The sequence below is a fragment of the Streptomyces montanus genome (genome assembly GCF_005786655.1).
GTDB lineage: Bacteria > Actinomycetota > Actinomycetes > Streptomycetales > Streptomycetaceae > Streptomyces > Streptomyces sporangiiformans.
Genome location: NZ_VBZC01000086.1, coordinates 1 through 20,216, shown reverse-complemented (window position 1 = coordinate 20,216; position 20,216 = coordinate 1). Strand labels below are relative to the sequence as shown.

General features: G+C 68.7%; 21 protein-coding genes and 1 pseudogene. 4 read left to right on the top strand and 18 right to left on the bottom strand.

The genetic code is table 11. The annotated features are described in order from the left end of the window. Positions 1-3: 3 nt before the first annotated feature. Positions 4-576 carry a cob(I)yrinic acid a,c-diamide adenosyltransferase gene (locus FE633_RS42810; protein WP_138050577.1) on the top strand — a complete coding sequence of 191 codons (573 nt, stop codon included), beginning with the start codon at positions 4-6 and terminating at the stop codon, positions 574-576. Here FE633_RS42810 and FE633_RS42805 read toward each other — a convergent pair. After that, positions 502-1,155: a hypothetical protein gene (locus FE633_RS42805; RefSeq protein ID WP_138050576.1), complete on the bottom strand. Its 654-nt coding sequence runs from the start codon at positions 1,153-1,155 to the stop codon at positions 502-504. The two genes, FE633_RS42810 and FE633_RS42805, sit on opposite strands and share 75 nt — an antisense overlap. A 152-nt stretch (positions 1,156-1,307) precedes the next feature. Between FE633_RS42805 and FE633_RS42800 the strand changes: the two genes are divergently transcribed. From FE633_RS42800 to FE633_RS42790, 3 genes and pseudogenes are all read left to right on the top strand, one after another. Further along, positions 1,308-2,492: a sensor histidine kinase gene (locus FE633_RS42800; protein WP_138050575.1), complete on the top strand. Its 1,185-nt coding sequence runs from the start codon at positions 1,308-1,310 to the stop codon at positions 2,490-2,492. Next, entirely contained in the window at positions 2,489-3,130 is a 642-nt protein-coding gene (locus FE633_RS42795) for a response regulator (protein WP_138050574.1), read from the top strand. The genes FE633_RS42800 and FE633_RS42795 overlap by 4 nt, the downstream gene beginning before the upstream one ends. Before the next feature lie 345 nt (positions 3,131-3,475). Next, positions 3,476-4,594, top strand: a pseudogene (locus FE633_RS42790) (glycoside hydrolase family 18 protein); the annotation flags it as partial. Positions 4,595-4,656: 62 nt separating this feature from the next. Here FE633_RS42790 and FE633_RS42785 read toward each other — a convergent pair. The 17 genes from FE633_RS42785 to rpmE form a co-directional block, all read right to left on the bottom strand. Further along, entirely contained in the window at positions 4,657-5,103 is a 447-nt protein-coding gene (locus tag FE633_RS42785) for a DUF2550 domain-containing protein (protein ID WP_138050572.1), read from the bottom strand. Between the two features lie 129 nt (positions 5,104-5,232). Next, positions 5,233-5,607, bottom strand: a complete 375-nt coding sequence (locus FE633_RS42780; RefSeq protein WP_138050571.1) for a F0F1 ATP synthase subunit epsilon — start codon at positions 5,605-5,607, stop codon at positions 5,233-5,235. Positions 5,608-5,718: 111 nt separating this feature from the next. Continuing rightward, complete coding sequence (atpD, locus tag FE633_RS42775) at positions 5,719-7,155, bottom strand: F0F1 ATP synthase subunit beta (protein WP_138050570.1); 1,437 nt, start codon at positions 7,153-7,155, stop codon at positions 5,719-5,721. Beyond that, complete coding sequence (locus FE633_RS42770; RefSeq protein ID WP_138050569.1) at positions 7,155-8,072, bottom strand: F0F1 ATP synthase subunit gamma; 918 nt, start codon at positions 8,070-8,072, stop codon at positions 7,155-7,157. Before FE633_RS42770 ends, atpD begins: the two co-directional genes overlap by 1 nt. Before the next feature lie 21 nt (positions 8,073-8,093). Next, positions 8,094-9,683 (bottom strand): F0F1 ATP synthase subunit alpha, encoded by a 1,590-nt coding sequence (gene atpA / locus FE633_RS42765; protein ID WP_138050568.1) that lies wholly within the window; start codon positions 9,681-9,683, stop codon positions 8,094-8,096. 135 nt (positions 9,684-9,818) lie between these two features. Then, positions 9,819-10,640: a F0F1 ATP synthase subunit delta gene (locus FE633_RS42760; protein WP_138050567.1), complete on the bottom strand. Its 822-nt coding sequence runs from the start codon at positions 10,638-10,640 to the stop codon at positions 9,819-9,821. After that, entirely contained in the window at positions 10,637-11,185 is a 549-nt protein-coding gene (locus FE633_RS42755; protein WP_138050566.1) for a F0F1 ATP synthase subunit B, read from the bottom strand. The genes FE633_RS42760 and FE633_RS42755 overlap by 4 nt, the downstream gene beginning before the upstream one ends. Before the next feature lie 41 nt (positions 11,186-11,226). Continuing rightward, positions 11,227-11,460 carry an ATP synthase F0 subunit C gene (gene atpE / locus FE633_RS42750; protein ID WP_138050565.1) on the bottom strand — a complete coding sequence of 78 codons (234 nt, stop codon included), beginning with the start codon at positions 11,458-11,460 and terminating at the stop codon, positions 11,227-11,229. Positions 11,461-11,537: 77 nt separating this feature from the next. Continuing rightward, complete coding sequence (gene atpB / locus FE633_RS42745; protein WP_484422057.1) at positions 11,538-12,356, bottom strand: F0F1 ATP synthase subunit A; 819 nt, start codon at positions 12,354-12,356, stop codon at positions 11,538-11,540. A 225-nt stretch (positions 12,357-12,581) separates the two neighbouring features. After that, the gene (locus FE633_RS42740) at positions 12,582-13,019 is read right to left on the bottom strand and encodes a Cg1360 family ATP-synthase-associated protein (RefSeq protein ID WP_138050564.1); all 438 of its coding nucleotides are present in this window, start codon (positions 13,017-13,019) and stop codon (positions 12,582-12,584) included. Between the two features lie 284 nt (positions 13,020-13,303). Beyond that, entirely contained in the window at positions 13,304-14,716 is a 1,413-nt protein-coding gene (locus FE633_RS42735; protein ID WP_138050563.1) for an MraY family glycosyltransferase, read from the bottom strand. A 129-nt stretch (positions 14,717-14,845) separates the two neighbouring features. Next, on the bottom strand, positions 14,846-16,096 hold the full coding sequence (locus FE633_RS42730; protein WP_138050562.1) for a serine hydroxymethyltransferase: 1,251 nt from the start codon (positions 16,094-16,096) through the stop codon (positions 14,846-14,848). A gap of 149 nt (positions 16,097-16,245) precedes the next feature. Next, positions 16,246-16,926 carry an arsenate reductase/protein-tyrosine-phosphatase family protein gene (locus FE633_RS42725; protein WP_138050561.1) on the bottom strand — a complete coding sequence of 227 codons (681 nt, stop codon included), beginning with the start codon at positions 16,924-16,926 and terminating at the stop codon, positions 16,246-16,248. Continuing rightward, complete coding sequence (locus tag FE633_RS42720) at positions 16,923-17,570, bottom strand: L-threonylcarbamoyladenylate synthase (RefSeq protein WP_138050560.1); 648 nt, start codon at positions 17,568-17,570, stop codon at positions 16,923-16,925. Before FE633_RS42720 ends, FE633_RS42725 begins: the two co-directional genes overlap by 4 nt. Before the next feature lie 55 nt (positions 17,571-17,625). Next, positions 17,626-18,465 (bottom strand): peptide chain release factor N(5)-glutamine methyltransferase, encoded by an 840-nt coding sequence (gene prmC / locus FE633_RS42715; protein WP_138050559.1) that lies wholly within the window; start codon positions 18,463-18,465, stop codon positions 17,626-17,628. A gap of 76 nt (positions 18,466-18,541) precedes the next feature. Continuing rightward, positions 18,542-19,618 (bottom strand): peptide chain release factor 1, encoded by a 1,077-nt coding sequence (gene prfA / locus FE633_RS42710; protein ID WP_138050558.1) that lies wholly within the window; start codon positions 19,616-19,618, stop codon positions 18,542-18,544. Between the two features lie 171 nt (positions 19,619-19,789). Continuing rightward, entirely contained in the window at positions 19,790-20,011 is a 222-nt protein-coding gene (gene rpmE, locus FE633_RS42705) for a 50S ribosomal protein L31 (protein ID WP_138050557.1), read from the bottom strand. Positions 20,012-20,216 lie beyond the last annotated feature (205 nt).

The window sequence follows — 20,216 nt, the reverse complement described above, 5'->3', positions numbered from 1 at the left end:
CACATGGTCAATCTGACGCGCATCTACACCAGGACCGGCGACCAGGGCACCACCGCCCTCGGTGACATGAGCCGGGTCGCCAAGACAGATCTGCGGATCGCGGCGTACGCCGACGCGAACGAGGCGAACGCGGTCATCGGCACGGCGATCGCCCTGGGCGGGCTGGGCGAGGACGTCGTCAAGATCCTCACCCGCGTCCAGAACGACCTCTTCGACGTGGGCGCGGACCTCTCCACTCCGGTCGTCGAGAACCCGGAGTTCCCGCCCCTGCGCGTGGAGCAGTTCTACATCGACAAGCTGGAGGCGGACTGCGACCGCTTCCTCGCCGAGCTGGAGAAGCTGCGCTCCTTCATCCTGCCCGGGGGCACACCCGGTGCCGCACTGCTGCACCAGGCGTGCACGGTCGTGCGGCGGGCGGAGCGGTCGACGTGGGCGGCGCTGGAGGTGCACGGCGAGGTGATGAACCCGCTCACGGCTACCTACCTGAACCGGCTGTCGGACCTACTGTTCGTCCTTGCGCGGACGGCCAACAAGGACGTCGGGGACGTGCTCTGGGTCCCGGGCGGGGAGCGCTGACCTCGCTCCGTACGGGACCTTCTCCCCGTACGGAGACTCCTTGCCGTACGGAGCCTTCTTCGGGAACAACGTGTAGACGAGCCCGATGACGACGTTGAGGCCGATCAGGAACAGCATCTTCGACTGCCAGTCGCGCAGCGAACCCGTGTCGCCGGCGGAGCCGACGTACCAGATCGCGGCCTGGAGCAGCGCCAGCGCGACCACCGCCGCGGTGATCCAGCGGCCCGCGACCCGCCACTCGTGGACCGCGCGGGCCGCCCCGTACTTCGGCGGCCTGACCGGCGGCGGTCCGCCCGCGAAACGGTGGGCGACCCGGGCGTCGGCCCATTTGATCGTGGAGTGCCCCAGACCCACCGTGAAGCCGATGTAGGCGGCGGCAAGACCGTGCTTCCAGTCGGGATCGGCGCCGTTCTTGAGGTCGATCGCGGAGACGGCGAACAGCACGAGTTCGAGCAGTGGTTCGCACAGCAGCAGCGCGAGGCCGGTCCGCGGCATCTTGAACAGATAGCGCGCGGCCAGGCCCGCGGCCAAGAGCACCCAGAAGGCGACTTCGCAGGCGATGATGAGTGTGACGATCACGGCTCGCTCCTCTCGGTCACCCCTCCAGGCTCCCGGCGCCGCTCGGCCGACGCGTCGTCGCGAGTGACGAAACGCCACTGCATCCTTCGATGTAGCCGCAGACCGTCCCCCGGCATCACGCGACGGGCGCATACGCCGTGTTGGATGGACGCATGGCCGTACGACTCCCCCGCCCCCACCGCGACGATTTACGGATCGCGGTCGGAGGACTGCTGGGCGGGCTTCTCCTGTGGGGCTTGGGGCTCGGTACCCGGCCGGCCGACGAGCCGATCGTGCTCTGGGACGGGCGCTGGCCCGTCCTGGTGCCTCTCGTCGTGACCGCCGGCTGCGAGGTGCTGCGCCGGGTCCGCCCGCGCACCGCCCTGCTGGTCGGCATCGCCGCGCTGACGTTGGACACCGTCACCCAGGGCAACCTGGTCACCGTCGTCATGTTCACGGACCTGATGTACGCGGCCGTGCTGTACGGGCAACCCGCCTCCGCTCGCCGCATCCCCTGGATCGCGGGACTGGTCACGGTGGTCAGCGCGGTGGTGCCGGCCGCGGTGTTGCGCAAACCGGAGACGCTGCTGATCGGCGTGGCCGTCGGCGTGGTGGCGCTCGCACCCGCGGCCACCGGCTGGATCGTGCGCAACCACCGCGACGCCGCCGAGGCCGCACGGCTGCGCGCCGAACAGACCGCTCTGCTCGCCGAGATGGACCGCTCCCAGGCCGTCGTCGCCGAACGGGCACGGATGGCACGGGAGTTGCACGACATGGTGGCCAACCACCTGTCCGCGATCGCCATCCACTCCACGGCCGCGCTCTCGCTCGACGACCCGGGCACCTCGAAGGGTGCCCTCGCCGTCATCCGCGAGAACAGCGTCGAGGGGCTCGCCGAGATGCGGCGGCTGATCGGCATACTCCGGGACGACAGCGGCGAGACGGAGCCGGCCGCGGCGCCCACCCTCGACGGCCTAGGCGCGCTGGTGGAGGGCGCGCGCACCAATGGCCTCGACGTCTCGCTCGACGCCACCCACGACAGACTCCCGGCGCCGGTCGAGCTCGCCGCCTACCGGATCGTCCAGGAGTCCCTGACCAACGCCCTCAAGCACGCCTCCCCCGGCCGGGTCCTCGTGGCACTGACCCAGCGGGACGGGTCGCTCTCGGTACGGGTGACCAGCCCGTACGGCGACCGTGACGCGCCACGGGCACCCGGCTCGGGCGCCGGGCTCGTCGGCATGAGCGAGCGGATCGCGCTGCTCGGCGGCAGCTTCGAAGCCGGCCCCGAGAGCGCGCCGGGCGGCAAGATCTGGACCGTACACGCCACATTGCCGACCACCCTGGGAGGAACCGAATGATCCGCGTGCTCGTCGCCGAGGACCAGTCCGCCGTACGGGCCGGGCTCGTCCTGATCCTGCGCAGCGCGCCCGACATCGAGGTCGTCGGCGAGGCGGCCGACGGCGAACAGGCGGTCGCGCTGGCGCGTGAACTCCGGCCCGATCTGGTGCTGATGGACGTGCAGATGCCCCGCCTCGACGGCGTCTCCGCGACCCGTGAGGTGGTCGGCGAGGGTCTCGCCGATGTGCTCGTACTGACCACCTTCGACCTCGACGAGTACGTTTTCGGCGCCTTGCGGGCCGGCGCCGCCGGGTTCCTGCTCAAGAACACGGACGCGCAGGACCTGCTCGCGGCGGTGCGGACGGTGGCCCGGGGTGAGGGGCTGATCGCGCCCGCGGTGACCCGGCGCCTGATCGCCGAGTTCGCGGCGAAGCCGGTACGAGAGCCGGGGACGGACCCGTCGGTGCTGGACTCCCTCACCCGCCGCGAGCGCGAGGTGCTGTCCTGCTTGGGCAACGGGCTGTCCAACGCCGAGATCGCGGACCGGCTGGCGATGGCCGAGGCGACCGTGAAGACCCACGTCAGCAGGCTCCTCGGCAAGCTCGAACTGCGCAGCCGGGTCCAGGCGGCCGTGCTGGCACAGGAGTTGGGTGTCTGACCAGGGGGCGGACACCGACTGAGCGTGCGCGGACACCCGGGCCGACTGAGCCGGGGCGGGCGCCCCGGGCTGACTGAGCACAGTCACTGGTCCAGACCTATTGACCGATGGTCCAGACCTTTCTATTCTCGCGGCACTGCGCTCACGCATGCACCAACAACCTCAAGGAGGCGCAGCATGCGCTTCAGACACAAGGCAGCAGCAGGGTTCGCCACCCTGATGCTGCCGCTCGCCGGCCTGGTCGCCCTCGCGAGCCCCGCCCAGACCGCGACCACCACGGCTGCCACGTCCGCCACGGCTGCCACGGCTGCCACGTCCGCATCAGACGGTGTGGTCGCTCCGGGTCCCAGCGCCAAGGTCAAACTCGGTTACTTCATCGAATGGGGCGTCTACGGCCGCAACTACAACGTCAAGAACCTGGTGACGTCCGGCTCCGCCGAGAAGGTCACCCACATCAACTACGCCTTCGGCAACGTCGTCGACGGCAAGTGCGCGATCGGCGACTCGTGGGCCGATTACGAAATGCCGGTCTCCGCGGACAATTCGGTGACCGGCGAGGCCGACACCGCGGACCAGCCGCTGAAGGGCAACTTCAACCAGCTGCGCCAGCTGAAGGCCAAGTACCCGAACATCAAGATCCTGTGGTCCTTCGGCGGCTGGACCTGGTCCGGCGGCTTCACGGAGGCGGCCAAGAACCCGGCGGCCTTCGCCCAGTCCTGCTACGACCTGGTCGAGGACCCGCGCTGGGCCGATGTCTTCGACGGCATCGACATCGACTGGGAGTACCCGAACGCCTGCGGCCTGACCTGCGACACCAGCGGCGCCGCCGCCTACAAGGACATGACGAAGGCCCTGCGCGCCAAGTTCGGCTCGCAGAACCTGGTCACCGCGGCCGTCACCGCTGACGCCTCCGACGGCGGCAAGATCGAAGCGGCCGAGTACGCGGGCGCCGCGAAGTACCTCAACTGGTACAACGTGATGACGTACGACTTCTTCGGCGCCTGGGCGGCGAACGGCCCGACCGCCCCGCACTCCCCGCTCACCTCGTACAAGGGCATCCCGGCACAGGGCTTCAACTCGGCCGCCGCGATCGCCAAGTACAAGGACGCGGGCGTCCCCTCGAACAAGCTGCTGCTCGGCATCGGCTTCTACGGCCGCGGCTGGACCGGCGTCACCCAGGACGCCCCGGGCGGCACGGCCACCGGACCCGCGGCGGGAATCTGGGAAGAGGGCTTCGAGGACTACAAGGTCCTCAAGGCGTCATGCCCGGCCACCGGCACGATCGCCGGCACGGCGTACGCGCACTGCGGCAGCGACTGGTGGTCCTACGACACTCCGGCGACGGTCCTCGGGAAGATGAGCTGGGCCAAGAAGCAGAACCTGGGCGGCGCGTTCTTCTGGGAGTTCAGCGGCGACACCGGTGATGGTGAGCTTGTGAGCGCGATCAACACCGGTCTGAAGTAGTCAGAAGACCATGCGACATGGGTGCTCCCCCGGACGGCGGTCCGGGGGAGCACCCACGCTTTTCATGCCACGTTGACCCTTTGCCCGGGCGGGGCCGCCTCCAGCCACGCGAGGAAACCGGTCAGCGCGTCCTCGCTCATCGCCAGTTCGAGCCTTGTCCCCCGGTGGAGACAGGCGAGCACGATCGCGTCGGAGAGCAGCGCCAGCTCCTCCTCGCCCTCGGGGGCACGCCGGCCGGCCACCTCGATCGCCGAACGTTCCAGGATGCGGCGCGGGCGGGGTGCGTACGAGAAGACGCGGAACCACTCGATGCGGTCACCGTTGTAGCGGGCGATGCCGTAACCCCAGCCTTTGCCGCTGGTGTCGCCCTTCTCGGGGGTGTTCCAGCGGAGGCTGCAGTCGAAGGTGCCACCGGAACGCTGGATCAGCCTGCGGCGCAGGCCGAAGACGAAGAGTCCGACCGCCACCAGTACGACTACCAACCCGCACACAGTCAGAGCGAGGACCATCGACACCGACCTCCTCGTCTCCTAGGTAACGGAAAGGGAAAAAGCACCCGCATCGCCTCAGCCGCGACCCGGTCCGGAGAAAGTTCCGGTCCTGGCCGCGGCTGAGTCATGTCCTGTGGCGCGCTGGGTTCAGCGTGCCGCCACCGCTCGCAGTCGGACGTCCGCGCGACGCTCGGCAAAGGCATCGCCCTCCGCCTTCGCGCGCTCGAGATCCCGCTCCGCGCTCTGGACATCGATCTCGTCCGACAGCTCGGCGATCTCGGCCAGCAGCGACAGCTTGTTGTCCGCGAACGAGATGAAACCGCCGTGCACCGCGGCGACGACCGTTCCTCCCTCACTCGTACGGATGGTCACCGGGCCCGACTCCAGCACACCGAGCAGCGGCTGGTGACCGGGCATGACGCCGATGTCGCCGGACGCGGTGCGCGCGACGACCAGGGTGGCCTCGCCGGACCAGACACTACGGTCCGCGGCGACGAGCTCGACGTGCAGCTCAGCAGCCAAGGTGGGCTCCTCGGGTCACCACCCGGTGATGGATACCGGGTGTTGGGTCAAAGTCTAGTAGGCGTACGAAGGGGGACGGGACGCACCCGCCCCCCTTCATGAACACGAGGTTCAGGAGACGCCGAGCTCCTTGGCCTTGGCCTTGAGGTCCTCCAGGCCACCGCACATGAAGAACGCCTGCTCCGGGAAGTGGTCGTACTCACCGTCGCAGATCGAGTTGAACGCGGCGATCGACTCGTCGAGCGGCACGTCCGAACCGTCCAGGCCGGTGAACTGCTTGGCGGCGTGGGTGTTCTGCGACAGGAAGCGCTCGACGCGACGGGCACGGTGGACGACGAGCTTGTCCTCCTCGCCGAGCTCGTCGATACCGAGGATCGCGATGATGTCCTGGAGGTCCTTGTTCTTCTGCAGGATCGTCTTGACGCGCATGGCGCAGTCGTAGTGTTCCTGCGAGATGTAACGCGGGTCCAGGATGCGGGACGTGGAGTCCAGCGGGTCCACGGCCGGGTAGATGCCCTTCTCGGAGATCGGACGGGAGAGCACCGTCGTCGCGTCGAGGTGGGCGAAGGTCGTGGCCGGGGCCGGGTCGGTCAGGTCGTCCGCGGGGACGTAGATCGCCTGCATCGAGGTGATCGAGTGACCACGGGTCGAGGTGATGCGCTCCTGGAGCTGGCCCATCTCGTCCGCGAGGTTGGGCTGGTAGCCCACCGCGGACGGCATGCGGCCGAGCAGGGTCGACACCTCGGAACCGGCCTGGGTGAAGCGGAAGATGTTGTCGATGAAGAACAGCACGTCCTGCTTCTGCACATCGCGGAAGTACTCCGCCATGGTCAGACCGGCCAGGGCCACGCGCAGACGGGTGCCCGGGGGCTCGTCCATCTGACCGAAGACCAGCGCGGTCTTGTCCAGCACGCCGGACTCGGTCATCTCGTCGATGAGGTCGTTGCCCTCACGGGTGCGCTCACCGACGCCGGCGAACACGGAAACGCCCTCGTGCAGCTTGGCCACACGCATGATCATTTCCTGGATCAGCACGGTCTTGCCGACACCGGCACCACCGAACAGACCGATCTTGCCGCCTCGGACGTACGGGGTGAGAAGGTCGACGACCTTCAGGCCCGTCTCGAACATCTCGGTCTTCGACTCGAGCTGGTCGAAGGCCGGGGCCTTGCGGTGGATCGGCCAGCGCTCGCCCTCGAACTGCTCGTCGACGTTCAGCACCTCACCGAGGGTGTTGAACACCTTACCCTTGGTGAAGTCGCCGACCGGGACGGTGATGCCCGTGCCGGTGTCGGTGACCGGGGCCTGGCGGACCAGACCGTCGGTGGGCTGCATGGAGATCGTGCGGACCAGGCCGTCACCCAGGTGCTGGGCGACCTCCAGGGTCAGGATCTTCTTCTCGCCGGCGTTGGCCGGGTCGGCCACCTCGACGTGAAGGGCGTTGTAGATCTCCGGCATCGCGTCGACGGGGAACTCCACGTCGACGACCGGGCCGATGACCCGGGCGACGCGGCCCGTGGCAACGGCCGTCTCAACTGTCGTCGTCATTACCTGTCACTCCCCGCGGTCGCGTCGGCCAAGGCGCTGGCGCCACCGACGATCTCGCTGATTTCCTGGGTGATGTCGGCCTGGCGGGCCGCGTTGGCAAGCCGGGTGAGGTTCTCGATGAGATCTCCGGCGTTGTCGGTGGCCGACTTCATCGCGCGGCGCGTGGCGGCGTGCTTGGAGGCAGCCGACTGGAGCAGCGCGTTGTAGATACGGCTCTCGACGTAACGTGGCAGCAGGGCGTCGAGGACGTCCTCCGCCGACGGCTCGAAGTCGTACAGCGGAAGAATCTCGTCCTTTGCGGGAGACTCCGCGGCGACCTCTTCGAGACTGAGCGGCAGCAGGCGGCTGTCGATCGCCGTCTGCGTCATCATCGACACGAACTCGGTGTAGACGATGTGGAGTTCGTCCACGCCGCCGTCCGCCGTCTCCGTCTCGATGGCCTCGATCAGCGGGCCCGCGACCTTCTTCGCGTCCGCGTACGAGGGCGCGTCGGTGAAGCCGGTCCACTGCTCCGCGATCTTGCGCTCACGGAAGTTGTAGTGGGCGACACCGCGGCGGCCGACGATGTACACGTCGACCTCCTTGCCCTCGCCCTCGAGACGGGCGGTCAACTGCTCCGCCGCCTTGATCGCGTTGGAGTTGAAGGCGCCGGCCAGCCCGCGGTCGCTCGTGAGGAGCAGCACCGCGGCGCGGGTCGCCGACTCCGCCTCCGTCGTCAGCGGGTGCTTGGTGTTCGAACCCGTCCCGACAGCCGTGACCGCGCGCGTGAGCTCGGTCGCGTACGGCGTGGAGGCCGCCACCTTGCGCTGCGCCTTGACGACGCGCGAGGCGGCGATCATCTCCATCGCCTTCGTGATCTTCTTGGTCGCGGTGACGGATCGGATGCGACGCTTGTAGACCCGGAGCTGGGCTCCCATGAGTCAGGTCCCTTCCTTACGTCACTTGGCGGCGGCCGAAGCGTCCTCGCCGAGAAGCTTCCCGTCCGAGGTCTCGAACTGCTTCTTGAACTCCGCGACGGCGTCACTCATGGCCGTGATCGTGTCGTCCGACATCTTGCCGCCCTCCTTGATGGAGGTCAGCAGTCCCTGCTCCTTGCGGTGCAGGTACTCGAGCAGCTCCTTCTCGAAGCGGCGGATGTCGGCGACCGGCACCTCGTCCATCCTGCCGGTGGTGCCGGCCCAGATGGAGACGACCTGGTCCTCGGTGGCCATCGGCTGGTACTGCGGCTGCTTGAGCAGCTCGACCATGCGCTGACCGCGCTCCAGCTGTGCCTTCGACGCGGCGTCCAGGTCGGAACCGAAGGCGGCGAAGGCCTCCAGCTCGCGGTACTGGGCGAGGTCGACGCGCAGACGGCCGGAGACCTGGCGGATCGCCCTGTGCTGCGCGGAACCACCGACTCGGGAGACGGAGATACCGACGTTCAGCGCGGGGCGCTGACCGGCGTTGAACAGGTCCGACTCCAGGAAGCACTGGCCGTCGGTGATGGAGATGACGTTGGTCGGGATGAACGCCGAGACGTCGTTGGCCTTGGTCTCGACGATCGGCAGACCGGTCATCGAGCCCTTGCCCATGTCGTCGGAGAGCTTCGCGCAGCGCTCCAGCAGACGGGAGTGCAGGTAGAAGACGTCACCCGGGTAGGCCTCGCGCCCCGGCGGGCGGCGGAGCAGCAGGGACACGGCGCGGTAGGCGTCGGCCTGCTTCGAGAGGTCGTCGAAGACGATGAGGACGTGCTTGCCCTCGTACATCCAGTGCTGGCCGATGGCCGAACCGGTGTACGGCGCCAGGTACTTGAAGCCGGCCGGGTCGGACGCCGGGGCGGCGACGATGGTCGTGTACTCCAGGGCGCCGGCCTCTTCGAGGGCACCACGCACGGAGGCGATGGTCGAGCCCTTCTGACCGATGGCGACGTAGATGCAGCGGACCTGCTTGTTCGGGTCGCCCGTGCGCCAGTTGTCGCGCTGGTTGATGATCGTGTCGACGGCCAGGGCGGTCTTGCCGGTCTGACGGTCACCGATGATCAGCTGACGCTGGCCGCGGCCGATCGGCGTCATCGTGTCGACGGCCTTGTAGCCGGTCTCCATCGGCTCGTGCACCGACTTACGGACCATGACGCCCGGGGCCTGCAGCTCGAGGGCGCGGCGGCCGGACGTCTCGATCTCGCCGAGGCCGTCGATCGGGGTGCCGAGCGGGTCGACGACACGGCCGAGGTAGCCCTCGCCCACCGCGACCGACAGGACCTCGCCGGTACGGCTGACCGGCTGGCCCTCCTCGATGCCGTTGAACTCGCCGAGGACGATGGCGCCGATCTCGCGCTCTTCCAGGTTGAGCGCGAGGCCGAGGGTGCCGTCCTCGAACTTCAGCAGTTCGTTGGCCATGGCCGAGGGCAGGCCCTCGACCTTCGCGATGCCGTCGCCGGCAAGGGTGACCGTACCGACCTCCTCGCGCGAGGCCGCGTCCGGCTTGTACGCCTGGACAAAGTTCTCCAGCGCGTCCCGGATCTCCTCCGGCCGGATCGTGAGCTCCGCCATCTGGGTTCCCTGCTCTCCTTGTTGGGCCCGAAGTTTCACTTGGGGGGATGGGGACTCCCCCCTGAACGAGGTGAATCCTCTGCACGGCCCAACCAGGGCCGTAGGTGCTGCTTGTGTACGTGTGTTGAGTTGCTGCTAGCCCGCCATGCGGCGGCTGGCGTCCTCGAGCCGGTCCGCGAGGGAGCCGTTGATGACCTCGTCGCCGACCTGCACCCGGATCCCGCCGAGGACCTCGGGGTCCACGTCGAGGTTGAGGTGCATCTGACGGCCGTAGAGCTTCGCGAGGGCAGCGCCCAGGCGCCGCTTCTGCGGGTCGCTCAACGGAACCGCCGAGGTGACGACGGCGACCATGCGGTCCCGGCGATCGGCGGCGAGCTTGGACAGGGACTCGAGTCCAGCTTCCAGGCTACGTCCCCGCGGCGCGGTCACAAGGCGCGTGACCAATCGCACGGTCGGGGCCTTGGCCCGGCCGCCGAGCAGGCTGCGCACCAGCTCGGTCTTGGCCGCGGCGTCGGCGGCGCGGTTCGTCAGCGCGGCGCGCAGCTCGGTGTTCGAGGAGACGATCCGGGCGAACCGGAAGAGCTCGTCCTCGGCCTCGTCGAGCACGCCTGCCTTCTGGGCGGCGGTGAGGTCGGCCCTGTTCGCCAGCTCCTCGAGCGCGTCCACCAGGTCACGCGGCTGCGACCAGCGCGAGCGCACCATGCCGGCCACCAGATCCGCGGTCGGGCCGCTGACCTGGCTGCCGAGCAGCCGTCCGACCAGCTCGGCCTTGGCCTCACCGGCCTGCGCCGGGTCGGTGAGGACCCGACGCAGCGACACCTCGCGGTCGAGCAGCGCCGTCACGGCGGCCAGCTCGTCTGCGAGCGCGACCGCGTCCACGGACGTGCTGTCCGTCAGCGCGTCGAGACGCTCACGGGCGGCAGCGGTTGCCTCGCGGCTCGCTCCGTGCGCGGTCATCGAGTCGCCTCGGCCTTCTCCTCGAGCTCGTCGAGGAAGCGGTCGATGGTGCGGCTCTGGCGAGCGACGTCCTCGAGGGATTCGCCGACGAGCTTGCCGGCCAGGTCGGTGGCGAGCTTGCCCACATCCTGGCGCAGCGCGGACGCGGCGGCCTTGCGGTCGGCCTCGATCTGCGTGTGACCGGCGGCAATGATCTCCTCACGCTGCCGCTGGCCTTCCGCACGCATCTCGGCGATGAGCACGGCGCCCTGCTCCTGCGCCTCCTGGCGCAGACGCGCGGCTTCGTGCCGGGCCTCTTGGAGCTGAGCCTTGTACTGCTCGAGCACACTCTGGGCCTCGACCTTCATGGCGTCGGCCTCTTCGATACCGCCTTCGATCGCCGCGCGGCGCTCGTCCAGAACCTTGTTGATGTTCGGGAGCAGCTTCTTCCAGAAGAAGAAGAACACGATGGCGAAGGCGATGGTGCCGACGAGCAGCTCGGGGCCCGGCGGGACAAGCGGGTTCTGCTTCTCCTCGGCCGCCAGCTGTACCAGGTTGGCGATCACATCAGTGCCTTTCGTTGAAAGGATTGCTCGTCAAGGGTTCGTCATCCGTAGACGAACGGCATGACGATGCCGATGAGGGCAAGCGCCTCACAGAAGGCGAAGCCGAGGATCTGGTTGGTGCGGATCAGGCCGGCGGCCTCGGGCTGGCGGGCGAGGGCCTGGGTGCCGTTACCGAAGATGATGCCGACGCCGACGCCGGGGCCGATGGCGGCGAGGCCGTAACCGATGGAACCGATGTTGCCTTCGACAGCGGCGAGGGTCTCAAGGGCAGCCATGCTGATTCTTCCTTCTCTTTCATGGACCGGCGGGGGTTGGCCACCGGACGTTCTGGGGGCTTGCGGGGCGGCGCGGCTCAGTGGTGCTCGGCGAGAGCGCCCTGGATGTACGAGCAGGCGAGGAGGACGAACACGAACGCCTGGACGGCCTGCACGAAGAGCTCGAAGAGGATCATGACGACGGTCATCACGAAGGAGACGCCGGCCGCCGGGATCATCCAGCTGTTCAGCAGGTACCAGGAGGCGACGGTGAACATCACCAGCATCAGGTGACCGGCGAACATGTTGGCGAACAGTCGCACCGCGTGTGTGAAGGGGCGGACCAGCAGGTTCGAGAAGAACTCGATGACCATCACGAGCGGCAGTACCGGACCCAGCGACTTGTCGTAGCCGGTGACGTTCTTGAAGAAGCCGACGAAACCGTGCTTCTTGAACGTCAGCGAAACCCAGACGACGTAGACGACGGCGGCCAGCACCATCGGGAACGCGATGATCGACGAGACCGGGAACTGGGCCAGCGGGATCACGGACCAGATGTTCATGATCCAGATGAAGAAGAACAGCGAGACCATCAGGGGGACGTACTTCTCGCCCTCCCGCTTGCCAAGGGTCTCGTAGACGATCCCGCGGCGTACGAAGTCGTAGCCGGCCTCGCCGACCATCTGCAGCTTGCCCGGGACCACCTTCGCCTTGCCGAACGCCGCCCAGAAGAAGGCGACGACGAGGACGGTGGTGATCAGCGCGAGCAGCATCACCTTGTTGAACTCAAACCCGCCGACCTCGGCCAACGGCTTGAAGAGGAACGAGTGCAGACCCGGAGCCGGGAAGCCGCAGCCGTTGTCGGACATGATCCGACAGCTCCAGTCAAAGGCGAGCTGGGTCTGGTCAGCACTCACCACGGGCTCCTTCGGCGTGACGCATAGGTACGGCAACCTCGTTGTGTCGGCGCGGCGCGCAGCCGCGGTTCGGCACTGGACTGGTGTTACGGATGTGGGGGCGGCAGTAGGGCATCGAGCCTCGCACTAGAGCAGGCGTCAGCTCGGATGCCCGCGCCCGCGATGCCGCAGTTGGCACCGGACGATAGCAGGATCTCTTACGCCTACTTATCCCGGCCCTACCTCTCACGACGAGGGCCCCGTCTTCTCAGGCTTTTCGTCCTTCGAGGAATCGGGTTCGACGTAGAGGATCTTGGCCTTCATCTGAGCACGGGCCTGGCAGCCGATCCACGCGAGGGTGGCGGCGACCAGCGTGAACGCGAAGGCCTTGGGGTTGAACAGCGTCGTGTCCTTGAACGCGGCGACGAACATGAACAGCAGCAGGATCTGTGCCGTATAGAGCATCAGACCCATGGCCTGGAAAAGGTGCGGAAGCGATTTGGCAGTGCGCTGCAGAACGTACAACCCGATACCCATGAAGAGGATCACGACCAGCGTCGCGACGACCGCCCCAACCGCCCCCTTGCCCCCAGTGACCACACCACTGACGACGGCGGCAATCGCGCCGACGGCAGCCGTGGGCACGGCGGCCTGAAGGAGAATCCGGGCGTCATTGGACGGCATGGCGGCAACTCCGCTTACTGAAGGGGGCAGGTGTCGTCATGGACGAGCGTAATCCCGGGTCGAGAGAGAACCTCACGCCAATGAACCGTCGCACTGCGGTCCTTCGGCTCTACCCCGGGCTTTCGTGAACCGTATCACAAACTATTTGATGAGGTCTTTACCTGCTTGATGTGCTCGGCGTCACACATGAGAGTGACCATGCGCGTCTGTGCGCCCGCGGGGTCAAGATGTCTGATATTGGAGCGATTTGCGATGTGCATGCCCGGTAAAATTCTTACCTTGCTCTAGCGTGACGACCGCGCCTCACGCCCCTCCAGGAGGCGTGCGCGGGCGCCAACTGCCGTCGCCCCATTGACTCCTGAGACTCCGGCGACCACCGGACTGCGGCGTTCCGTGTCGCCGGTGGGTCCCTCGCCGCCCGCCCCCGCGCCTTCGCCGTTCGTGGCGTACGCGGCCGAGGGCGCCGCCTGCGCCCCCGCGGCCTCCGCGGCGTCCGTCGCCTCCGCTGCCTCCTCCGCTTCCGCGGCGATCCGGCGGCGGTACCGCGGGGGTACGAAGGCCTCGGCCCAGCGCGGGGTGCGCGGCGTGAAGCGGGGCAGCAGGAGCAGGACCAGGCCCACCGCGCTGAGCGCCATGATGCCGAGCACGATCCACATGGCCCCCGAGTTCACCGAGTACGCGAGGGCGCCGAAGGCGATCAGGGCCGACCAGAAGTACATGATGAGCACGGCCCGGCTGTGCGAATGCCCGATCTCCAGCAGCCGGTGATGCAGATGCCCGCGGTCGGCGGCGAACGGGGACTGCCCGCGCCAGGTGCGCCGCACGATGGCGAGCACCAGGTCGGCCGCCGGGACGGCGATGATCGTCAGCGGCAGCAGCAGCGGGATGTAGACCGGCACCGTCTGGTGCACGGCCGCCTTCTCGGACCCGGCGAACAGGTTCATCGCGTCGGGGTCGACCTGCCCGGTGATGGAGATGGCGCCGGCCGCGAGCACGAGGCCGATCAGCATCGAGCCCGAGTCGCCCATGAAGATGCGGGCGGGGTGCATGTTGTGCGGCAGGAAGCCGAGACACATACCCATGAGGATCGCGGAGAACAGGGTCGCGGGGGCGGCGGACTCGAGCCCGTAGCCGTACCAGATGCGGTACGCGTACATGAAGAACGCCGCGGCCGCGATGCACACCATGCCGGCGGCGAGACCGTCGAGTCCGTCGACGAAGTTCACGGCGTTGATGGTGATGACGACGAGCGCGACGGTCAGCAGCGTGCCCTGCCACTGGGTCAGCGAGACAGAGCCGACACCCGGCACCGGCAGCCACAGGATCGTCAGGCCCTGCATCACCATGACACCGGCGGCGATCATCTGGCCGCCGAGCTTGATGAGGGCGTCGATCTCGAACTTGTCGTCCAGGACGCCGATCAGCCAGATCAGGGCGGCGCCGGAGAGCAGCGCGCGGGGTTCGTTGGAGTTCTCGAACACCTCGCTGAGGTTCGTCAGATGGTCGGCGACCAGCAGGCCGGCGCACAGTCCGAAGAACATCGCGATTCCGCCGAGCCGAGGCGTGGGTTCCCGATGCACGTCACGTGCCCGGATCTCCGGCATCGCCCCGGCCACGATCGCGAATTTCCGCACCGGCCCGGTCAGCAGGTACGTCACCGCGGCCGTGATGCAGAGCGTCAGGAGGTATTCACGCACAGGCTTCCCCACAGGTGTCGCTGGCCATCTCAGCCCCACACCCTAGCTTCGAGCGCATACGGTTGGGGACTTCCGGGTAGAGCCGATGGTTGCACGAGTGTCTGTGCACGGGTTCGCGTCCACCCCGCCCTAGACCGGATACGGCGGAAATCTTCCGGTCAGCTCCCGTACTTCTTCACGTACCTGGCGGCCTGCGCTTTCCTCGCGCAGCGCCTCGGCGAACAGTACGGCGATCCGGGACATTTCGACCTCGCCCATGCCCTGGGTGGTGACGGCGGCCGTGCCCAGGCGCAGCCCGCGCACGTCCGGGTGGGGCAGGGCGCATGTGTCGAGGACCATTCCGGCGGCGGCCAGACGGCCGCGGGCGGTGCGGGCGTCCACACCGAGTGGGGCCGGGTCGACGGTCAGCAGGTGGGTGTCGGTGCCGCCGGTGCTGACCGTGAGCCCTTCGGCGGCGAGGCCCCGCGCCAGCACCCGGGCGTTCACGACCACTTGATGGGCGTACGCGGTGAAGGCCGGCGTCGCCGCCTCGCCGAACGCGACGGCCTTGGCGGCGATCGTGTGCATCTGGGCGCCGCCCTGGGTGAACGGGAAGACGGCCCGGTCGACGCGCTCGGCCAGCTCCGCGCCGCACAGCAGCATGCCGCCGCGCGGGCCGCGCAGCACCTTGTGCGTGGTCGCGCAGACGATGTCGGCGTACGGCACCGGACTGGGTGCCGCTCCCCCGGCGACGAGCCCGATGGGATGGGCGGCGTCGGCGATGAGATACGCGCCCACCTCCTCGGCCACGTCCTTGAAGGCGCCGTAGTCGATGTGCCTCGGGTAGGAGATGGACCCGCACACGATGGCCTTGGGGCGGCGGGTCCGGGCCAGCGCGAGCACCTGGTCGTAGTCGATGAGCCCGCTCTCCGGGTCGACGCCGTAGCCGACGAAGTCGAACCAGCGGCCCGAGAAGTTGGCGGGTGAGCCGTGTGTGAGGTGGCCGCCGTGCGGGAGGCCCATGGCGAGGACGGTGTCACCGGGCCGCAGCAGGGCCGCATACGCGGCGAGCACGGCCGAAGACCCCGAGTGGGACTGCACGTTGGCGTGTTCGGCACCGAAGAGGGCCTTGGCGCGCTCGACGGCGATGCGCTCGGCCACGTCCACGATCTCGCATCCGCCGTGATGCCGGGCGCCGGGATATCCCTCGGCGTACTTGTTGGCGAGCGGCGACCCCAGGGCCGCGAGCACCGCGGGCGAGGTGAAGTTCTCGGCGGCGATCAGCTGAAGCGTCGTCGACTGCCGGTCCAGCTCGCCGATGAGAATCTCGGCCAGCTCGGGATCCTGCCGACCGAGCACATCGGCCGGCAGCAGGCCTTCCAGCGTATGCGTGACCACCATGGTGGACTCCGGTCCTCGGCGGGATCTCAGTCCAATGTAGAACCACGCTCCCCACAGCGCCCGCTGTTACGTCCGACCCGGTACACGAACCGGCCCCGGCACAGGCCCCGCAGGCGCCCGCACCGCCGCCGTACGCAGCACCGGCCCGCTCATGCCCGCGCGGCAACCCCCGTCAACGCCGTCACCACCGGATCCAACGCCTGATGAATCTCATCCCCCACCGAACGAAAGAAGGGCAACGGCGCCCCGTAGGGGTCATACACCTCGTCCGCCTCCGCCGTCGGAGCCAGCAGCCATCCGCGCAGCGCCGCCGCCGCACGCACCAGCGCCCGGGCACGGGCGACCACGCCGTCCTCCAGGGGCGGCAGCGTCGCGCCGTCGATCGCCTTCACGAGACGGGTGAACTCCTTGAGCGTGAAGGTGCGCAGGCCCGCGGAGTGGCCCATGGAGATGACCTGGGCGCGGTGGTCGCGGGTGGCCGTCAGCACCAGGTCGGCCCTGATCACGTGCTCGTCCAGCAGTTCCCGGCCCACAAAGCCGGAGGCATCCGCTCCGAAGTCCGCGAGGACCGCTTCCGCGTTGGCCTCCATGGGCGCGCCCTCGTGGCCCCAGGTGCCGGCGCTCTCCACTATCAGGCCGCCCCACAAAGGGTCGCCGAGCCGGTCCGCCAGGGCATGGCGGGTCAGCCGCTCGGTGATCGGCGAGCGGCACACATTGCCGGTGCTGACGTGGAGGATGCGGAAAGAGTCCCCCGAGGCCCCGTCCCAGTGAGTCCCCGTGTTCCCCGTGTTCCCCGTGCCTATGCCACGCCCCGCTTCAGGGGCTGTCAATTCGCCACCTCGAGGTCGGGAACGACCTTCCTCAGCTCCTCCGCGGACAGGGCGCCCGCACGCAGCAGGACGGGCACCTTGCCGGTGACGTCGACGATCGAGGAAGGGACGTTGGCGGGAGTCGGGCCGCCGTCCAGGTAGACCGAGATGGAGTCGCCGAGCATCTCCTGCGCGGCGTCGCAGTCCTCCGGCGCCGGGTGGCCGGTCAGGTTCGCCGAGGACACGGCCATGGGGCCGACCTCGGTCAGCAGCTCGATCGCCACCGGGTGCAGCGGCATGCGCACGGCAACGGTGCCACGGGTGTCCCCCAGGTCCCACTGCAGCGACGGCTGGTGCTTGGCGACGAGGGTCAGGGCACCCGGCCAGAACGCGTCGACGAGCTCCCAGGCCATCTCGGAGAAGTCGGTGACCAGCCCGTGCAGCGTGTTCGGGGAGCCGATGAGCACGGGAGTGGGCATGTTGCGACCCCGGCCCTTGGCCTCCAGCAGGTCGGAGACGGCCTCCGAGGAGAACGCGTCGGCACCCACGCCGTACACAGTGTCGGTGGGGAGGACCACGAGCTCGCCGCGGCGGACGGCGGACGCGGCCTCGCGCAGACCGGTCGCGCGGTCGGTGGCGTCATTGGTGTCGTATCGCCGTGCCATCGTTAGCGAGCCTCCTCGTACACGTACTGCTGGCTGGAAGTCCTGAAGCGCGTACTCACGGCATCGCCCTGCGGGCGGTCGCGAACCGCGGTCGGTTGTTGAGGTCGGGGTGGTCGGCTGCGTCGGCCCAGCCCTGCTCCTCGGTGAAGATCCACGGCACCTGCCCGCCCTGGGTGTCGGCGTGCTCGATGACGACGACGCCGCCGGGGCGCAGCAGCCGGTGGGCGGTGCGCTCCAGACCGCGAATGAGGTCGAGTCCGTCCTCGCCGGAGAAGAGGGCGAGGCCGGGATCGTAGTCCCGGGCCTCGGGCGCGACGTACTCCCACTCGGTCAGCGGGATGTACGGCGGGTTGGAGATGACGAGGTCCACCTGGCCGTCGAGGTCGTGGAAGGCGTCCAGGGCGTCTCCCTGACGCAGGTCGACCCTGGACCCCTCGACGTTCTTGCGCGTCCACTGGAGCGCGTCCTCGGACAGCTCCACGGCGTGCACGCGGGAGCGCGGCACCTCCTGCGCCATGGCGAGCGCGATGGCACCGGATCCCGTGCACAGGTCGACGATGAGCGGCTCGACGACGTCCATCGCGCGTACCGCGTCTATGGCCCACCCGACGACCGACTCGGTCTCCGGGCGCGGCACGAACACCCCTGGCCCGACCTGGAGTTCCAGATACCGGAAGAAGGCCCGCCCGGTGATGTGCTGGAGCGGCTCGCGGGCCTCACGGCGCGCGATGACCTCCCAGTACCGGGCGTCGAAGTCGGCGTCCTTGACGGTGTGCAGCCCGCCCCGCTTCACGCCGTGCACGAAGGCGGCGAGCTCCTCCGCGTCGTTGCGCGGCGAGGGCACGCCGGCGTCGGCCAACCGCTGGGTGGCCTGGGCGACTTCCGCGAGCAGCACGCTGCGGGGGTTGGGGGGCCGCCCCCCACTGTGTTGCTGCACGCTGGTCCTCCGGGCTGAGCTGTTGTCGTGTACGTCAGGCTGCGGCGAGCTTGGCGGCCGAGTCCGCGTCCACACAGGCCTGGATCACCGCGTCGAGGTCGCCGTCCAGTACCTGGTCCAGGTTGTACGCCTTGAAGCCGACGCGGTGGTCCGAGATGCGGTTCTCCGGGAAGTTGTACGTACGGATCTTCTCGGAGCGGTCGACGGTACGGACCTGGCTGCGGCGGGCGTCCGCGGCCTCCTTCTCCGCTTCCTCCTGTGCCGCCGCGAGGAGCCTGGAGCGCAGGATACGCATCGCCTGCTCCTTGTTCTGCAACTGGCTCTTCTCGTTCTGGCAGGAGGCGACGACTCCGGTCGGAATGTGCGTGATACGCACCGCGGAGTCGGTCGTATTGACGGACTGGCCGCCGGGCCCGGAGGACCGGTACACGTCGATCCTCAGATCGTTCGGGTTGATCTCGACGTCGATCTCCTCGGCCTCGGGGGTCACGAGGACACCGGCCGCGGAGGTGTGGATCCGGCCCTGGGACTCGGTCGCGGGCACGCGCTGCACGCGGTGCACCCCGCCCTCGTACTTCAGTCGTGCCCAGACGCCCTGGCCGGGCTCGGTGGCGCCCTGGCCGCCCTTGGTCTTCACGGCGACCTGGACGTCCTTGTAGCCGCCGAGCTCGGACTCGGTGGAGTCGATGATCTCGGTCTTCCAGCCGACGCGCTCGGCGTAGCGCAGGTACATGCGCAGCAGGTCGCCCGCGAACAGCGCGGACTCGTCGCCGCCGGCGCCGGCCTTGATCTCGAGGATGACGTCCTTGTCGTCGCTGGGGTCGCGCGGGACCAGCAGCAGCCGGAGCTTCTCGGTGAGCTCCTCGCGCTGCTTCTCCAGCTCCTTGACCTCGGCCACGAAGTCCGGGTCGTCGGCGGCGAATTCGCGGGCCGTCTCGACGTCGTCGCCGGTCTGCCTCCAGGAGCGGTACGTCGCGATGACCGGGGTCAGCTCGGCGTAGCGCTTGTTCAGCTTGCGCGCGTTCGCCTGGTCCGCGTGGACCGACGGGTCGGCGAGCCTCTTCTCAAGATCGGCGTGCTCGCCGATCAGTTCCTCGACCGCCTCGAACATCTCCGGCTCCAATGGACTGCCCCTTCGCTCGGCAGGAGCTCGAGGGACGTGCGTACGACATGGGGGTCCCCCCTGCTCGAGCGAAGTCGAGAGCTTGGGGGAGGGGACTGCACCGCAAAGCGCCGGTCCCGATGCCCCTGCGGGGCAACGAAGACCGGCGCTGTGAGGTCGCTACTTCTTGGCAGCGGCAGCCTTGCCGAAGCGGGCCTCGAAGCGGGCCACACGGCCACCGGTGTCGAGGATCTTCTGCTTGCCCGTGTAGAACGGGTGGCACTCGGAGCAGACCTCGGCACGGATGGCGCCGGCTTCGATCGTGCTACGGGTGGTGAACGACGCGCCACAGGTGCAGCTGACCTGCGTCTCGAAGTACTGGGGGTGGATGTCGCGCTTCAAGGTGTCTCCTAGTTTCGGGAGGGCGCCGGGTCGCATCCGCGGGATGCGAATACGTGAACCGGAGCCGACGTACCAGTCTGCCAGCACTGGCCGTATCCCCCAAAACCGAGAAGCTGGACGATCTATTCCCGGGTCCCGTGCGGTGCCCGGCGGGGGCGCGCGGGTGCCCGCGCAGGCGCCTGCGCGGGCGCCCGGCCTGGACCCG

Bases quoted from the DNA above. Each gene is read 5' to 3' on its own strand.
- FE633_RS42810 (WP_138050577.1), top strand. From the start codon at position 4: ATGGTCAATCTGACGCGCATCTACACCAGGACCGGCGACCAGGGCACC.
- FE633_RS42800 (WP_138050575.1), top strand. From the start codon at position 1,308: ATGGCCGTACGACTCCCCCGCCCCCACCGCGACGATTTACGGATCGCG.
- FE633_RS42795 (WP_138050574.1), top strand. From the start codon at position 2,489: ATGATCCGCGTGCTCGTCGCCGAGGACCAGTCCGCCGTACGGGCCGGG.
- FE633_RS42785 (WP_138050572.1), bottom strand. From the start codon at position 5,103: ATGGTCCTCGCTCTGACTGTGTGCGGGTTGGTAGTCGTACTGGTGGCG.
- atpD (WP_138050570.1), bottom strand. From the start codon at position 7,155: ATGACGACGACAGTTGAGACGGCCGTTGCCACGGGCCGCGTCGCCCGG.
- FE633_RS42770 (WP_138050569.1), bottom strand. From the start codon at position 8,072: ATGGGAGCCCAGCTCCGGGTCTACAAGCGTCGCATCCGATCCGTCACC.
- atpA (WP_138050568.1), bottom strand. From the start codon at position 9,683: ATGGCGGAGCTCACGATCCGGCCGGAGGAGATCCGGGACGCGCTGGAG.
- FE633_RS42760 (WP_138050567.1), bottom strand. From the start codon at position 10,640: ATGACCGCGCACGGAGCGAGCCGCGAGGCAACCGCTGCCGCCCGTGAG.
- atpE (WP_138050565.1), bottom strand. From the start codon at position 11,460: ATGGCTGCCCTTGAGACCCTCGCCGCTGTCGAAGGCAACATCGGTTCC.
- FE633_RS42740 (WP_138050564.1), bottom strand. From the start codon at position 13,019: ATGCCGTCCAATGACGCCCGGATTCTCCTTCAGGCCGCCGTGCCCACG.
- FE633_RS42730 (WP_138050562.1), bottom strand. From the start codon at position 16,096: ATGGTGGTCACGCATACGCTGGAAGGCCTGCTGCCGGCCGATGTGCTC.
- FE633_RS42720 (WP_138050560.1), bottom strand. From the start codon at position 17,570: ATGGCACGGCGATACGACACCAATGACGCCACCGACCGCGCGACCGGT.
- prfA (WP_138050558.1), bottom strand. From the start codon at position 19,618: ATGTTCGAGGCGGTCGAGGAACTGATCGGCGAGCACGCCGATCTTGAG.